This is a genomic window from Cryobacterium sp. M96 (assembly GCF_002929845.1).
In the GTDB taxonomy this organism is placed as follows: Bacteria; Actinomycetota; Actinomycetes; order Actinomycetales; family Microbacteriaceae; genus Cryobacterium; species Cryobacterium sandaracinum.
Genome location: NZ_PJJS01000054.1, coordinates 277,746 through 292,811, shown reverse-complemented (window position 1 = coordinate 292,811; position 15,066 = coordinate 277,746). Strand labels below are relative to the sequence as shown.

Sequence of the window (15,066 nt, the reverse complement as noted above, 5' to 3'; positions counted from 1 at the left end):
ATGACCGAACACGAACTCATTTCGCTCTGGACCCGGGCCCGCTGGCACATCATCGTGTCCCAGTTCGCTCCGACCTTCCTGCTCACGGCGCTCGTGGCCTTCCTGTCCCTCGGCCTTGCGGAGGCCGAGCTGAGCGTGCGCATCGCGGCCGCGGGCATCCTGCTGGCCTCAGGCATTCTCGGCGCGCTCGCTCAAATCGCGTCCGCGAACGAAGGGCTCGCCATCGTGGCTGACCTCCGCGCGCTGCCCGCGAGCAGCGCCCTCGGGCGCGGCGTCATCGCCTCCGCGCCGTGGATCAACGTCGTGCGCTTCCTGACCCCCACAGTCTTCGTGGTCGTCTATATCGCCATTTTGGCGGCCCTGTTCCGACCGTTCGCTTAGCCACTCACCACCACATGTCGTCAGTATCGGAATGTGGACCCCAAGATGTGGTGACGTTGAGGCACCGGGTGTGAGGTCGAATGCACAAACCCGAAATTTCGGTCCATCACGCGCACTGGCGCTAACGCTCCCTCCGACGCAGTGCGGATCCGTGCCGCCGTCTCCAGCGCCGAGATCGGCAAGGCGCACCGCGAGGGCGAGCTACACATCCACGAACTCGACATGCTGGCCGGCTATTGCGCCGGCTGGTCGCTCCGGGTGTTCCTCGACGAGGGACTGATTGGCTTTCTCGACAAGATCGAGTCCACTCCCCGAGGCATTTCTCCTCGGCCATCGCGCAGATCGTCAATTTCCTCGGCACCATGCAGAACGAGTGGGCCGGATCGCAGGAGTGCAGCTCCTTCGACTCCTACAGGGCGCCGTTCACCAACCTCACGTTCGATTGGGTCTGCCCGGAGGACCTGCGCGAGCAGGTGACCGTGATCGGCGAGGTCGAGCAGGACTTCAACCACGGCAACCTGGCCGAGGAGATGGCCGTGATCAAGCGGGCGTCTATCGACGTGATGACCGCGGTGTTTGGCACTCCTTATTTCCAGAACTTCATTCCAGGAGACCACCGGAAACATGTACAACCTGGAGGCCACACCGGCGGCACCGTGCTGCACCTGTACATGTCGGAGAAGCTCTGCACGGCCGCGGCCTGCCGCGAGCTCGTCCAGCGCTCCCTGACGACGCACCGGCTGCCGTACATCACGGTTACGCCGTCGTTCTCAATCTGCCCCCGACCACGGCTACCTGGCCGGCGAGCACCCGACCTGCACGGTCTGCGGCGGCGTCTGTGAGGTGTGGACCATCGTGATGGGCCACTTCCGCCCGGTCAATTCGTTCAGCATCGGCAAGAAGGGCGAGCGCGCACGATCTGCAGATCGCGGGACTTGTGGCACTGTCCACCTGCGACTGGCTGCTGGCTGCTGGCCAAGCGTCACGGCCTGCTCGACGGCGTGGTCTTCTCGGGTGGGGAGCCCACCCGGCACGCACGACCGTCGACCCGATGATCATGCCCCCGGAGACATCAGGGGCTCAGCGCCACGCTCACCGCCCTGGGCGTGCGGGAACACGTGCTGCAGACTGTGCGGGCCGAAGGTGCCCGCCCCGCGTTCGCGGCGCGGCTGAAAATCCACCTGGAGCAGCTGGGCTAGACGGCGTCCCGGTAGACCCACCGTCGGTTCAGGCGCACGAACCGGCTGATCTCGTGCTGCTGCGAGGAGACGCCGCCGGACCGGCTGTGCGCCGTGAACTCCACCACCCCTTCGGTGTCGAACGGGCCGCCCTGCGCGGTCCGTTCGATCTCGAGGCGGAGCCAACGCACGTCGGCGTCGAGTTCCAGCACCTCCGGGCGGGTGAGCGGATGCCACGTCGTGAGCAGGTAGTCCGGCTCCCCCACCGCGAAGGCCGCGTACCGGGACCGCATCAGCGCCTCCGCGGTGGGCGCAAACGCGTCCCCGCGGTGGAACCGACCACAGCACGCGGAATAGAGGTTGCCGCTCAGGCAGGGGCACGGTCGAGGGCGCTGCGGGCGCTCTGCAGGAATCGAAGTCTCGGGCACCCCTCCAGTATCGGGCAGCGTTCGGGCCGCCGGAACCCGGTCGGCTCGGTCTCGTACTCGCGTTCTGCCGACCTGTTCGATCGCAGCGTCGCGGTCACCTCCCCCCGTGCCGGGTTCGTTCTGTGGCTCCCGTCGCTCGGGTGTCGGCCGGACTCGGAGCGATACTCGCGGTGCGGGCAACCGGTGGCGGGACGGTCTGGGCGAGGTGGTCGGCGACCCGGTCCCGGGCCAGGTCGGCGGCCGCCGCCAGGGTTTCGGCTCCTCGAACAGGTGTGTGGCGCCGGGCAACAGGGTACGGCCCGGTACCTGCCGGTCCGGCTCGGGTGGGGAGATGACGGTTTGGGAATGTCGGGCGAAGGAGCCTAGAGTCAGCCCACCATGAATGACATTGCGATCGGCAGATACAAGCACTACAAAGGTCACCTCTACGAGGTTCTCGGCGTGGCCCGGCACTCGGAGACCGAGGAACAGCTGGTGGTCTACACCGCCCTGTACGGAGAACGCGGGCTGTGGGTGCGCCCCCTGGCCATGTTCACGGGCACCGTCCGCGTCGAAGGCGCAGACGTTCCACGCTTCGCCCTGATCGACGGCGCGTGATCACCAGCCCCCGCAGTCGCGTCAGAGGGCCTCCGCGAGGATCCATCTGATCGATACATTTCATGCAAAAATCGGTGAGCTTTTCTGCCCCACATAACCAGAACAGGCCCCGACCGAAGTCGAGGCCTGTTCCATATTTTCGGTACGTTGTGCTACTCGGTGGATCCGAGGGGATTCGAACCCCTGACCCCCTGCATGCCATGCAGGTGCGCTACCAGCTGCGCCACGGACCCAGAATGTGTTTCGCAACTTGCCCGAAACAACTTCTCTAGGCTACTACATGATTAGCCTGCTGCTGACCACCGCTACTCGGCGGCCTTGTGGGCAGGCAGTGCGATGGGAATGACGGGGCAGTCTTTCCACAGACGTTCGAGCGAGTAGTACACGCGCTCTTCCTCGTGGAAAATGTGCACGACGAGATCGCCGAAGTCGACGAGGACCCAGCGCCCCTCGGCACGGCCTTCGCGACGCAACGATTTGTGGCCGGCCTCGGTCATCTTGTCTTCGATCTCACCGGCGATGGCCACCACGTTGCGCTCGGAGCGGCCCGTGACGATCAGGAAGATGTCGGTGAGAGGCAGGGGATTGGATACGTCGATTGCGACGAGGTCCTCCCCCGCTTTCGAGTCTGCGGCGGCGGCGGCCACCTGGAGGAGCTCGAGAGCATGGGCAGAAGCGGTCATCGAATGAATCCCTGAGTTAGTGAAGGCGAAATGGATGGCATTAGAAAATCTTGAGGACGTAGCCGGCCACGATCAGGGCCAGCACGCCGAAAGCGAGCACGCCTGCGGTAACGGTCAGGACGGCCGGGACGGTCAACCCGCGCTTTCTCGGTGGAGCCATGACACCCCGGGTCGAAGCGTGCGTGCTGACGGCGCGGCTCGCACTGACCGGGGCGACGTCGCTATGGTGTCCACCCTCGTCGAGCTGGTCGAGCATCTGGTCCATGTCCGACGAGTCGAAGACGTTCGGCAGGGCTCCGGTGGAACCGAGGCTGCGGGGTAGATCGATCGACCCGGTGACCATAATCTCGCCGGTGCGCATGAGCGGGCCCGACGAAGATCCGTGGTGCGGGATGGACGGCAGGATCAGGGCGTTGGTCGTGGTCGGAATGCCGCCGGCGCTGATGCCGCGAGCCACGATCTGGTCGAACGGTTCGAGCTGTGTCACGCCGGGAACGTGGTCGTCAACCTCGTCGCGGGCCAGCGACCAGTGTCCGACCGGCGGGTGGAGCACTCCGGGTCGGGACTTGACCTTCGTGCGCGGGGAGGCCTCAATCAGGAACTCGACGGGCGGCGCCACCTTGGCGGGGGCCACCGGAACGTGCAGCGCGTCGATGGCGAAGGGGTGCGCAGCCGTCTCGGGGACAGGTGCGGGTGCGATCGGGGCAGCGGGGAGCGCCGACTCGGTGTGGGAGTGGTGCTTCAGCAGGAATTCGCCGGAATCGCCGGTCTGCGCGGTCTGAAGCGCGCGCAGCTCACGACGGGTCAGGGTGTTGTGGTCCTGCGCGTGGAGAACGCTGCGCGTGCCATCGACGGCGCGAGGCGCGAACGCGGACGGTGCGGCGGGATACTGCTGGGCGGCGTGCTGCTTCGCGGATAGGGCATCCTTCGCCGGAACCGGTGCCTGATCCACCGGTGCCGGTTCGAGCGGCGCCGGAGGCGCAGGAACGGCGGATTCGCCGACGACGACCTGCTCGTTCCGACTAGCCAATTCGCGGGCTTGTCGCCGCGTCAGTGGCTGTGGGTCATTACCCAACGTCATGCCACACTCCGATACAGATGATGCTTTGAGATGTACTGGACAACCCCATCGGGGACCAGATACCAGACCGGGAATCCCCGATTCACACGTTCCCGGCAGTCCGTGGACGAGATGGCCAGAGCCGGAACCTCCAATAAGCTTACGTCCTGGTTGGGCAATCCCGAAATACTGAGCTCGTGTCCCGGACGACTCACAGCCACGAAATGGGCCAGGTCCCAGAGCTCCTGAACATCTTTCCAGCCCAGGATCTGCCCCATCGCGTCGGCACCCGTGATGAAGAAGAGCTCCGCGTCCGGGCGTTCGGCGTGCAGATCCCGCAGGGTGTCGATCGTGTACGTGGGCCCGGTTCGGTCGATGTCGACCCGGCTGACGGTGAACCGGGGATTGGAGGCGGTGGCGATGACCGTCATGAGATACCGATGCTCGCTCTCGGTCACATCTGCCTTCTGCCACGGCTGACCGGTGGGAACGAAAATGACCGTATCAAGGTCGAAGCTCTGAGCCACCTCGCTGGCGGCCACAAGGTGCCCGTGGTGAATGGGGTCGAACGTGCCGCCCATCACGCCGATGCGCGGTGGGCGGGCCCCGGGATTATCGATGGTGACGCTTCCGATTAGTGGTCGCTGCGCGCGCCGCCGTGGGCGTCGGAGTAAGCCTTCGCCTTGGCCTGGTGGCGGTTGGCGACATCCCGGTAGGACCAGACGACGAAGCCGAGCGCGGCGAAGACCACGAGGGCGATCACTCCGTAGAGGAAGATCGGCATCGGCAAATCGACGAGCCCGGCCTCAGCCAGCACAACGGTCAGGAACGACATGGGATTCTCCATTCAGGGACTCACAAGGCACAGCGAAACGCCATGGCCAACAGTCTAGCGGGGGCTATGCGCGCACCTGGCCGGAGCCACGCACGATCCACTTGGTGCTGGTGAGCTCGGGCAGACCCATCGGCCCGCGAGCGTGCAGTTTCTGAGTGGAAATGCCCACCTCGGCTCCGAAACCGAACTCGCCGCCATCGGTGAACCGGGTCGAGGCATTGACCATGACCGCCGCGGAATCCACTTCTCCGAGGAACCGGTCGGCGTTCACGATGTCGTTTGTGATGATCGACTCCGTGTGCCCGGTCGAGTAGCGACGGATGTGCGCAATGGCGTCGTCGAGGGAGTCGACGACCGCCACGGCCAGTTCGAGGCCCATGTACTCGGTGGACCAGTCCTCCTCCGTGGCCGGCACCGCCGCGGGGAAGATCTCGCGCACGCGGTCGTCGCCGTGCAGGGTAACGCCGGACTCCGTCAGCTTCGCCAGAACGGCCGGCAGGAGCCGCGCGGCCGCGGCCTCGTGCACGAGCAGAGTCTCGAGGGCGTTGCAGACACTGGGCCGGTGCACCTTCGAGTTGTGCACGATGTCGACCGCCCACTCCGGATTCGCCGACTCGTCGACGAAGATGTGCACGACGCCGGCCCCGGTCTCGATCACGGGCACGGTCGACTGGGTGACGACGGCCCGAATCAGGCCAGCGCTCCCCCGCGGGATCAGCACGTCGACAAGGCCGCGGGCCTGCATCAGTTCGGTGGCACCGGTACGGCCGAACGGGTCGATGGTCTGCACGCACGCCTCGGGCAGGCCGACCTGCCTGATCGCCGCCTGGAGTAGGGTGACGAGCACCCGGTTGGTGTTCTCGGCGGCCGATCCGCCCCGCAGGACGACGGCGTTGCCACTCTTCAGAGCGATGGCGGCTATGTCCACGGTGACGTTCGGGCGGGCCTCGTAGATGACGCCGACGACACCGAAGGGTACACGCACCTGGCTGATTCGTACGCCGTTGGGCAGGCTGGAGCCGCGCACAACCTCCCCAACGGGATCGGTGAGCAGGCTGATCTCGAGCACGGCGTCGGCGAGGGCGTTAATGCGCGCCTCGTCGAGGCTGAGGCGGTCGAGCATGCCCTCGGAGAGGCCATTGTGCGTGCCGGCGGCCAGATCCAGGGTGTTGGCGGCCAGAATCTCCGCAGCGCTCCCCCGCAGGGCGGCGGCGATCCCGTGCAACGCCTGGTTCTTCAACCCGGTCGACGTCGTGGCCAGAGTTCGGGCGGCGGTTCGGGCGGCTTCGAGGATCGGAGTGATCTGAGGTGAGTCGGTCTGCAGCATCCCGGTAGTTTAGGCCAGAGCGGGTTCGAACCAGGTTCCGACCGGGTCGCCGCGGAGTGCCTCAGCAACCAGACCAGTCGATGTGAGCAGCACGGCAGTGCCGGCCTCCGCCGCGATCCGTGCGGCCGACACCTTGGTGTCGGCACCCCCGGTACCCACGCCGGAGCGGCTGCCGCTGAGCTCGACACCGAGCATGGGATCGCCGCAAGGGACGTGATCGATGCGTTCCGCGCCCGGCAGGTGCGGCGCGCGCGTATAGAGGGCGTCGACGTCGCTGAGCAGGACCAGCAGGTCGGCGTGGATGAGCGTGGCGACCAGGGCGGCCAACCGGTCGTTGTCGCCGAACCGGATCTCGTGGGTGGCGACCGTGTCGTTCTCGTTGACGATCGGCAGGATGCGCAGACCGAGCAGGCGATCCATCGCCCGGTGCGCGTTGCCTCGATGCGAGGGGTTTTCCAGGTCACCGGCAGTGAGCAGCACCTGGCCGGCGACGATGTCGTACCGGTCGAGGCTGTCCTGGTAACGGAAGATGAGCAGGTTCTGGCCCACGGATGCCGCGGCCTGCTGGGTGGCCAGGTCGGTGGGGCGCTCGTCGAGTTGCAGGTAGGGCATGCCGGTGGCGATGGCCCCGGAGGAGACGAGGACGATCTCCACTCCGCGCCCGTGCGCTTCGGCAAGGGCATCGACGAGCGGGATGATCTGTGCGATGTTCGCGCCGCTGATCGAGGAGGAGCCGACCTTCACAACGATGCGTGCGGCCGACGCGACCTCGTGTCGGCCGAGTGCGCTCACAGAAGCGCTCGGCCGGGCGCGGTGGGCATCGGCTCGAACCAGGTGCCACAGGAGCCGCCGCGGAGGGCCTCTGCGGCCAGGCTCGTCTCAGTGACGAGAACGGCCGTTCCGGCGGAGGCGGCCAGGCGGGCCGCCTTCACCTTGGTGTCCGCCCCGCCGGTGCCCACGGTGCCTGCACCCTTGTTCGCCCCGAACTCCATGCCGTCCAGTTCCTGGTCGAACCCGATAAAGTCAATCGGTTCCGCACCGGGCAGGTGCGGGGGCTTGGTGTAGAGCGCGTCGACGTCGCTGAGCAAGAGCAGTAGGTCGGCGCGGATGAGCACCGAGAGCATGGCGGCGAGCCGGTCGTTGTCGCCGAATCGCAGCCCGTAGGTCGCGACCGTGTCGTTCTCGTTCACGACGGGCATGATGCGCAGGTCCAGCAGCCGGTTCACCGCGCGGCGGGTATTGCTGCGGTGCGGCTCGTTGAGTAGGTCACCCTCTGTTAGCAGCACCTGCCCCGCGGCAATGCCATAGCGGTCCAGAGTCTCCTGGTAACGGGCCGTGAGCACGTTCTGACCCACGGATGCCGCGGCCTGCTGGGTGGCTAGGTCGGCCGGCCGCTCGTCGAGGTTGAGGTAGTCCATGCCGCTGGCGACGGCGCCGCTCGACACCAGGACGACCTCCACGCCGCGATTGTGGGCCTGGGCCAGGACCTCGATCAGAGGTGCGATCTGCTCGGAGTTGTCGCCGCTGATCGACGAGGAGCCGACCTTCACGACGATGCGCCGGGCGGCGGCTACCTGGGCGCGGGAGCGGTGACTCATTCGGCCCCGCTCTCCTTACGGGGCGACACCGGGACTGAACCGTCGCCCGTGAGAGTGTCGCCGTTGTACTCTTCCTCGCCGGTCGACCACATGCCGGCCTCGCGCTCTCGGATCAGTTCGGCGCGTGCGGCTGCCTTGGCGTCCATCCGGCCGAAGTACTCCTCTCGGCGCTCGTTGCTGGTGCGTCGCTTGGAGTCGTCAAGGCGGGTGTCGGTGCCACGCGGTGCCGTGATCAGTTCGGCCGTGGAGGTGAGGGTGGGCTCCCAGTCGAAGACCACGCCGTTGCCGGGTCCGATGATGACCGTCGAGCCGGCGATCGCGCCGGCCTTGAACAGTTCGTTCTCGATGCCGAGCTTGGCCAGGCGGTCGGCCAGGAAGCCGACGGCCTCGTCGTTCTTGAAGTCCGTCTGCTGCACCCAGCGCTCGGGCTTGGTGCCGATGATGCGGTAGATGTTGCCGAACGACCCACCCTCGACCTTGACGACGAAGCCGCTGTCGTCGACGGCCTTCGGGCGGATCACGATGCGCGGCTTGACGGCCTGCGCCGCGGCGGCCTCGACCCGGCCGGCCTCGACGGTCTCGGCCAGCGCGTAGTTGAGCTGCTTGAGACCCTCATGGCTGACGGTCGAGATCTCGAACACGCGGTAACCGCGCGCCTCGAGGTCGGGCTTGACGAACTCCGCGAGCTCCCGGCCCTCGGGAACGTCGATCTTGTTCAGGGCGATCAGCTGGGGGCGGTCGAGGAGCGGCTTCTGGCCGTCGGGCACCGGGTAGGCGGCCAGTTCGCCGAGAATGACGTCGAGGTCGCTGAGCGGGTCACGGTCAGGGTCGAGTGTGGCGCAGTCGAGGATGTGCAGCAACGCCGTACACCGTTCCACGTGACGAAGGAATTCGAGGCCGAGGCCCTTTCCCTCGCTGGCGCCCTCGATCAGTCCGGGCACGTCGGCGACGGTGTAGCGCACCTCGCCGGCATCCACGACGCCGAGGTTGGGGTGCAGGGTCGTGAACGGGTAATCCGCGATCTTGGGCCGGGCCGCCGAGATGGCCGCGATCAGGCTGGACTTGCCGGCCGAGGGGTAGCCGACGAGCGCGACATCCGCGACGGTCTTGAGTTCAAGCTGGATGTCGCCTTCCCAGCCGTAGGTGCCGAGCAGGGCGAAGCCGGGGGCTTTGCGTTTGAGCGAGGCCAGGGCCGCGTTGCCGAGCCCGCCCTGACCGCCAGGCGCCACGACGATGCGGAAGCCCGGCTCGGTCATGTCGGCGAGTTCGTTGCCCTCGGCGTCTTTGACCACGGTGCCGAGCGGGACGGCCAGCTCCATCAGCTCGCTGCCGAAGCCGGCGCGGTGGTCACCCATGCCGGGGCCGCCGTTCGCGGAACTGCGGTGCGGGGACCGATGGTAACCGAGGAGGGTCGTCACGTTCGGGTCAGCGACGAGCACGATGTCACCACCGCTTCCGCCGTTGCCGCCGTCAGGGCCGGCGAGCGGCTTGAACTTCTCACGCTTGACGGAGACACAGCCGTTCCCTCCGTTGCCTGCTCGCAGGTGGAGAGTGACGTGGTCAACAAACGTGGCCATGGGGGTGCCCCTTTCAGGTGGCAAAAAGCTCAGTAGTGCGTAAATCATTGGTGCTATGCATCTTGTCGTGCGGGTGCCGTGAAACACGCAAAGGGCGAGCCGAAGCCCGCCCTCACGCTTACCGATGTGAAATGCCTAAGCGGCAGCCACCACGATGTTGACAACCTTGCGGCCGCCCTTGGCGCCGAACTCAACCGAGCCGGGCTCGAGAGCGAAGAGCGTGTCGTCGCCACCACGGCCGACGTTGACGCCTGGGTGGAAGTGGGTGCCGCGCTGACGGACGATGATCTCGCCCGCGCTGACAATCTGACCGCCGAAGCGCTTCACGCCGAGGCGCTGGGCGTTGGAGTCGCGACCGTTGCGAGTGGAACTCGCGCCTTTTTTATGTGCCATCTGTTCTGCTCCTCAGGGCCTAGGCGATGCCGGTTACCTGAACGCGAGTGAGCTCCTGACGGTGCCCCTGACGCTTCTTGTACCCGGTCTTGTTCTTGAACTTCTGGATGACGATCTTCGGACCGCGGAGATCGTTCAAAACCTCGGCCGTGACCGTTATCTTGGCCAGTGACTGGGAGTCAGAGGTGATCGTGTCGCCGTCGACGAGAAGCACTGCGGCCAGCTCGACGTTGCCGTCCTTATTGGCTTTGATTCGGTCCATCGTGACGATGGTCCCGACCTCTACCTTTTCCTGCCGCCCACCGGCGCGCACAACTGCGTAAACCACGTTACGTACCTATCTCTGGGGAGCCGTGAGGCCCCGTGATGGAAAGTTACTGCCTTGAACACGCCAAGTCGGCCCGTCGCTCTCAGAAAACCACGGTGATCGCGGGGGCAAAGGCCCGTCGCACACCAAAAGTCAACGTTAGCCGATCCTGCTGCGACGGTCAAACCGAGGCCGGATCATAGAATCGGGTAATGACCGTCTTGATCGACAAGCCGATGTGGCCCGCGCATGGCACCGTCTGGTCCCATCTTGTCAGCGATTCGTCACTGGCCGAACTGCACGCTTTCGCGGCCCGCAACGGAATCCCCCGCCGCGGCTTCGACCTGGACCACTACGACGTACCCGCCCACCGCTATGACGCCCTCGTGGCCTCGGGGGCGCATCCGGTGGACAATCGGGAACTGGTTCTCCGGCTCCGCGCAAGCGGCCTGCGTGTGCGCGGGCGGGACCGATCGGGCAGCGGCTCTCTCCCAGAGTCCTGATCGGGGCCCGAAGCGCTGCCTCGCCGGTTGAAAGAGACCGGGAGACCGGCGACGCCCAGCCCCGTGGGCTGTGCGCCGCCGGTCTCCCGATCGACTCGATTCGTTCCTGCAGGGATTCTCGTTACTGCTGGGAATCCGGGGCCGTGGTCATGATCGGCTGGGCCGACCCGGTGGATCCGCCGGCCGTCGTCACCCGCCGGCTGCGCGAACGCCCCTGGCCCGGCTGCTTGGGCTCGGGCAGGGCGTCCAGCACCGAGTCCAGCAGCTGGTCGGTGACCTGCTTGCTGACCGTGCGGCGGCCACGGGAGGACTTCTTGACCGGGATGTCCAGGATGGCGACGGGCTCGTCGTCGTCGGGCGCTGCGGCCTCGTGCGCGGCAGGCGCCTCGACCGGGGTCTGCTGCGCGTCCTGCACCGGGGTTTCCGGGGTCACGATGGGCGCTGCGTCCCGCTGGCGGGGCGTGGAGGACGCCCTACGGCTGCGGCGTGCCGACGGTGCAGACGTCTCGGCCGCGACTGCCTCATTCACGGCCTCCTCGATCGGGTTGGCCTCGGCGGCCGGGTTGACTGATGCGGCGGTCGCCGCGTCGACAGATGACCCGTCGGCTGAGGCCGCGGGGGCGGCCGCCTTCTCCGCGGGAACCGATTCCGGCATCGCCTCAGGCGGGGCAATGATCGGGATCGAGCCGGTCAGGGCGCGCGGGATGGTGCGGGCGGCGATCAGGGCGAGGGCGTGCTTGGCATCCTCGGTGATGCCGTGGGTGCCGTGTCCGGACTTGCCGGCATCGGCCTGAGACGCGTGCACGGCTGCGGAGTTGGTACCGTTTCCGTTTCCGTTTCCGTTTCCGTTTCCGTTTCCGCCGCGGTGCCCGTTGTCGCCGCCGGAATTGGTGCCCGACTTGCTGCGCGGGCGACGCTCCATGGCCGGCTGAGCCGTCTGGCGGTGCTTGAGCACCGGGTCGTGGTGGATGACGATGCCTCGGCCGGCGCAGGCTTCACAGTTCTCGCTAAATGATTCCAGGAGTCCGAGACCGAGCTTTTTGCGGGTCATCTGCACAAGCCCGAGCGAGGTGACCTCGGCGACCTGATGCTTGGTGCGGTCGCGGCTCAGGCATTCGAGCATGCGGCGCAGCACGAGGTCGCGGTTGGTTTCGAGGACCATGTCGATGAAGTCGACGACGATGATGCCGCCGATATCGCGCAGACGCAGCTGGCGAACGATCTCTTCGGCAGCCTCGAGGTTGTTCTTCGTGACGGTCTCCTCGAGGTTTCCACCAGAGCCGACGAACTTGCCGGTGTTGACATCGACGACGGTCATGGCCTCGGTGCGGTCGATCACGAGGGAGCCACCGGACGGTAGCCAGACCTTGCGGTCGAGGGCCTTCTCGATCTGCTCCGAAATGCGGTGCTCGTCGAAGGCGTCGTTCTCGCCCTCGTAGCGCTCCACGCGCTCCACCAGGTCCGGTGCGACCTGGCGCAGGTAGGCCTCGATGACCTCCCGGGATTCCTCGCCGGAGATGACCATCTTCTGAAAGTCCTCGTTGAAGACATCCCGCACGATCTTGATCAGAAGGTCCGGTTCGCTGTGCAGCAGGGCCGGTGCCTGCACCGTGTCGACCTGCTTGGCGATGGACGCCCACTGCGAGGTGAGCCGGTTGACGTCGAGCGTGAGCTGCTCGTCGGTGGCACCCTCGGCCGCGGTGCGCACGATGACTCCCACGTTCTCGGGCAGAACCTCCTTGAGGATCTTCTTCAAACGCGCCCGCTCGGTGTCGGGCAACTTGCGGCTGATCCCGTTCATCGAGCCGTTCGGCACGTAGACGAGGTAGCGGCCGGGCAGTGACACCTGGCTGGTGAGTCGCGCACCCTTGTGCCCGATCGGGTCCTTCGTGACCTGCACGAGCACCTTGTCGCCCGGCTTGAGCGCGAGCTCGATGCGCCGAGCCTGGCTGCTGTTGCCGGAGTTCTCGGCGGCAGCCTCCCAGTCGACCTCACCCGAGTACAGCACGGCGTTGCGGCCGCGTCCGATGTCGACGAAGGCTGCTTCCATGCTCGGCAGCACGTTCTGCACCTTGCCCAGGTAGACGTTTCCGATCAGCGAGGCATCCTGATTCTTGGCGACGTAGTGCTCGACCAGCACACCGTCTTCCAGCACCCCGATCTGAATCTTGTTCTGCTTGGCCCGCACGACCATGACCCGGTCGACGGATTCGCGGCGGGCGAGGAACTCGGCCTCGGTGATCACCGGGCGACGGCGCCCGGCATCGCGGCCGTCACGGCGGCGCTGCTTCTTGGCCTCGAGGCGGGTCGACCCCTTGATCCGCTGGGGTTCGGTGATGAGTTCGGGTTCGCGGGGCGTACGCACGCGAACAACGGTGTTCGCGGGGTCGTCGGATCCGGACCGGTTCTCGTCGCCGGTGCGCCGACGGGCGCGACGACGAACGGTCGACGACTCGTCGCCCTCGTCGTCATGGTCCTGACGGATGTCCTGGCCGGTGTCCTGGCGCTGGTCCTGGCGCGCGGTGTCGCGGCGCGCTCCGGTGCGGGCCGGTAGCGGCACGATGACCGGGGCCTGGAACACCAGCGAGGTGGACGGGCGGCGAACCACATCGGCGGTCGGGGTGGGCGGCGGCGTCGGTTCCACGGCAGCGTCCTGTTCTGAGTCGGGGGTTTCGCCGAACGGAGCGGCGGCTGCCGGCTCGGTCACGGCGTCGTCGGTGTGGACGCGGGGTGTCTGCGCTGCTGAAAGCGGCTCGCGCGCCGCCGCAGCGACGTTCTGTGCGGCGTCATTGTGCTGCGCACTGATGTTCTCAGGCGCGGCCTCCGGAACGGCCGCCGAGGTGGCAGCCCTCCGCGAGGTGCGGCGGGTGCCGAATAAACCCTTGCGTTTTTTGATGTTTTCGTTGTCTTCCACCATCACTGGCGCGCTCCTTGACCAGTGTGGGCGACCGCGCCACCCATCCGGCTACTCTCTCGTGCGAGGATCACGCTTGCGCGAAACCCTCGGAAATCCTCGTCGTTCGCAACCGGCTCTTGGCTCTGGCTGCTAATACCTTTGGTCGTGGGACCAATGAATCTGGGCCTTTACGGCCCATTAAGACTTGTATGGCGTCAACTTGAGCGCGGCCCAAGCGACTGTTCCGATTATCGCATGCATTCTCAGGAACACATGCGAGGCACATGACATAATCCAAACGTGCCCCACAACCCGCCCGTCAAGCGCCCCATCGGGCTCGCCATCTTCTTCATCATCGGTGGTTTGATCGCCCTCACGGCGGCTTTCCTCCTGACCGTCGACAAGTTCGCGATCCTCGAGGACCCGCAGGCCCAGCTTTCCTGCAACTTCAGTGTGCTGGTGGGCTGCAGCACCAACCTGGGATCGTGGCAGGGTGCCATCCTCGGTTTCCCCAACCCGGTGATCGGCTTGATGGCCTGGCCGGTCGTCATCGCGATCGGCGCCGCGATCCTGGCCGGGGCGCGGCTAGCCCGCTGGTTCTGGATCGCGCTGAACGTGGGCGTCACCGGCGCCCTCGCGTTCGTAATCTGGCTGATGGCGCAGAGCTTCTTCGAGCTCGACGTGCTCTGCCCGTGGTGCATGGTGACCTGGACGGTCACGATCCCAATGTTCCTAGCCGTGACGCTGCACAACCTCACGGCGGGCAACCTCCCAGCGGGGCCGCGCGTGCGGCGCCTGGCATCCGTCGCCTCCTCCTGGATCATCGTGATCACGATCCTCTGCTATCTGATCGCCGCCGTCATCGCCCAGGTCGAGATGGACTTCCTGAACCGCCTGTAATGGCGACCCTGCCCCCGTCCGGTTGAGACCCGGTGGTCGAGGTCCGGTGACGTGGCGGCCGGAGGTTGCCGCTCCGGGCATCCGTGGCGATTGCTAACCTCGGAGATTTTTGCGACACGCCGCTCACGGCGCCAAAACCGGTGTGTCTCAAAAATTTCCGCGTTTATGTGACGACGGATGCGTGCTGCGCGCCCCGCGACGGCTGTTCCCTTTCCACCACAATGCGCGTTTGATCAGGTTATCCACAGGGCGCTGACGGGTGCCGATCTGGGGCATGGAATGTCAGTGGCTGCCCGTAACGTTTTTCTCATGGAGTCCCCATACAGTGAGCAGCTAGAACGCCTGGGTCGTCACTTCGACGCCATCCGGGAGACCCAGGCGGACGCCGCCCTGGGTCGACGCC

17 protein-coding genes, 1 tRNA gene and 1 pseudogene are annotated in these 15,066 nt (G+C 66.4%); 6 read left to right on the top strand and 13 right to left on the bottom strand.

Annotated elements, in window-relative coordinates; genetic code table 11:
- The 3 genes and pseudogenes from CXY79_RS15455 to nrdD (CXY79_RS17040) all read left to right on the top strand — a co-directional run bounded on the left by CXY79_RS15455 (position 1) and on the right by nrdD (CXY79_RS17040) (position 1,223).
- Positions 1-381 (top strand): hypothetical protein, encoded by a 381-nt coding sequence (locus CXY79_RS15455; RefSeq protein WP_104103444.1) that lies wholly within the window; start codon positions 1-3, stop codon positions 379-381.
- Positions 382-522: 141 nt separating this feature from the next.
- Positions 523-648: pseudogene (gene nrdD / locus CXY79_RS17045) on the top strand (anaerobic ribonucleoside-triphosphate reductase); the annotation flags it as partial.
- Positions 618-1,223 carry an anaerobic ribonucleoside-triphosphate reductase gene (gene nrdD, locus CXY79_RS17040; protein ID WP_369828003.1) on the top strand — a complete coding sequence of 202 codons (606 nt, stop codon included), beginning with the start codon at positions 618-620 and terminating at the stop codon, positions 1,221-1,223. The pseudogene nrdD (CXY79_RS17045) and the gene nrdD (CXY79_RS17040), both read left to right, overlap by 31 nt.
- 353 nt (positions 1,224-1,576) lie before the next feature.
- On the opposite strand, the gene CXY79_RS15445 is transcribed toward nrdD (CXY79_RS17040), so the two are convergent.
- Positions 1,577-1,987 (bottom strand): YchJ family protein, encoded by a 411-nt coding sequence (locus CXY79_RS15445; RefSeq protein ID WP_369828002.1) that lies wholly within the window; start codon positions 1,985-1,987, stop codon positions 1,577-1,579.
- Positions 1,988-2,365: 378 nt separating this feature from the next.
- On the opposite strand from CXY79_RS15445, the gene CXY79_RS15440 reads away from it, so the two are divergent.
- Positions 2,366-2,584 carry a DUF1653 domain-containing protein gene (locus CXY79_RS15440; protein WP_104103441.1) on the top strand — a complete coding sequence of 73 codons (219 nt, stop codon included), beginning with the start codon at positions 2,366-2,368 and terminating at the stop codon, positions 2,582-2,584.
- A gap of 160 nt (positions 2,585-2,744) precedes the next feature.
- Here CXY79_RS15440 and CXY79_RS15435 read toward each other — a convergent pair.
- The 11 genes from CXY79_RS15435 to rplU form a co-directional block, all read right to left on the bottom strand.
- Positions 2,745-2,817: transfer RNA gene (locus tag CXY79_RS15435), tRNA-Ala, on the bottom strand.
- A 72-nt stretch (positions 2,818-2,889) separates the two neighbouring features.
- Positions 2,890-3,267, bottom strand: coding sequence for a ribosome silencing factor (rsfS, locus tag CXY79_RS15430; RefSeq protein ID WP_104103438.1), 378 nt, complete (start codon positions 3,265-3,267; stop codon positions 2,890-2,892).
- A gap of 40 nt (positions 3,268-3,307) precedes the next feature.
- Positions 3,308-4,297 (bottom strand): hypothetical protein, encoded by a 990-nt coding sequence (locus CXY79_RS15425; protein WP_104103434.1) that lies wholly within the window; start codon positions 4,295-4,297, stop codon positions 3,308-3,310.
- 47 nt (positions 4,298-4,344) lie between these two features.
- A complete protein-coding gene (gene nadD / locus CXY79_RS15420; protein ID WP_255409049.1) occupies positions 4,345-4,947 on the bottom strand; it encodes a nicotinate-nucleotide adenylyltransferase in 603 nt (200 codons plus the stop codon).
- Between the two features lie 14 nt (positions 4,948-4,961).
- A complete protein-coding gene (locus tag CXY79_RS15415; RefSeq protein WP_104103428.1) occupies positions 4,962-5,162 on the bottom strand; it encodes a hypothetical protein in 201 nt (66 codons plus the stop codon).
- A 64-nt stretch (positions 5,163-5,226) separates the two neighbouring features.
- Positions 5,227-6,489, bottom strand: a complete 1,263-nt coding sequence (locus CXY79_RS15410; protein ID WP_104103426.1) for a glutamate-5-semialdehyde dehydrogenase — start codon at positions 6,487-6,489, stop codon at positions 5,227-5,229.
- Positions 6,490-6,498: 9 nt separating this feature from the next.
- Complete coding sequence (gene proB, locus CXY79_RS15405; RefSeq protein ID WP_104103424.1) at positions 6,499-7,281, bottom strand: glutamate 5-kinase; 783 nt, start codon at positions 7,279-7,281, stop codon at positions 6,499-6,501.
- On the bottom strand, positions 7,278-8,087 hold the full coding sequence (proB, locus tag CXY79_RS15400) for a glutamate 5-kinase (protein ID WP_104103421.1): 810 nt from the start codon (positions 8,085-8,087) through the stop codon (positions 7,278-7,280). The genes proB (CXY79_RS15405) and proB (CXY79_RS15400) overlap by 4 nt, the downstream gene beginning before the upstream one ends.
- Positions 8,084-9,664 (bottom strand): GTPase ObgE, encoded by a 1,581-nt coding sequence (obgE, locus tag CXY79_RS15395; RefSeq protein ID WP_104103417.1) that lies wholly within the window; start codon positions 9,662-9,664, stop codon positions 8,084-8,086. Before obgE ends, proB (CXY79_RS15400) begins: the two co-directional genes overlap by 4 nt.
- 135 nt (positions 9,665-9,799) lie before the next feature.
- On the bottom strand, positions 9,800-10,057 hold the full coding sequence (rpmA, locus tag CXY79_RS15390) for a 50S ribosomal protein L27 (RefSeq protein WP_104103415.1): 258 nt from the start codon (positions 10,055-10,057) through the stop codon (positions 9,800-9,802).
- 19 nt (positions 10,058-10,076) lie between these two features.
- Positions 10,077-10,385, bottom strand: coding sequence for a 50S ribosomal protein L21 (rplU, locus tag CXY79_RS15385; RefSeq protein ID WP_104103412.1), 309 nt, complete (start codon positions 10,383-10,385; stop codon positions 10,077-10,079).
- A gap of 191 nt (positions 10,386-10,576) precedes the next feature.
- Here rplU and CXY79_RS15380 point away from each other — a divergent pair, with 191 nt between their 5' ends.
- Positions 10,577-10,867 (top strand): DUF4031 domain-containing protein, encoded by a 291-nt coding sequence (locus tag CXY79_RS15380; protein WP_104103409.1) that lies wholly within the window; start codon positions 10,577-10,579, stop codon positions 10,865-10,867.
- 121 nt (positions 10,868-10,988) lie between these two features.
- On the opposite strand, the gene CXY79_RS15375 is transcribed toward CXY79_RS15380, so the two are convergent.
- The gene (locus CXY79_RS15375) at positions 10,989-13,784 is read right to left on the bottom strand and encodes an Rne/Rng family ribonuclease (protein ID WP_104103405.1); all 2,796 of its coding nucleotides are present in this window, start codon (positions 13,782-13,784) and stop codon (positions 10,989-10,991) included.
- A gap of 279 nt (positions 13,785-14,063) precedes the next feature.
- Here CXY79_RS15375 and CXY79_RS15370 point away from each other — a divergent pair, with 279 nt between their 5' ends.
- Entirely contained in the window at positions 14,064-14,663 is a 600-nt protein-coding gene (locus CXY79_RS15370) for a vitamin K epoxide reductase family protein (protein ID WP_233191544.1), read from the top strand.
- The last annotated feature ends 403 nt before the right edge of the window (positions 14,664-15,066 follow it).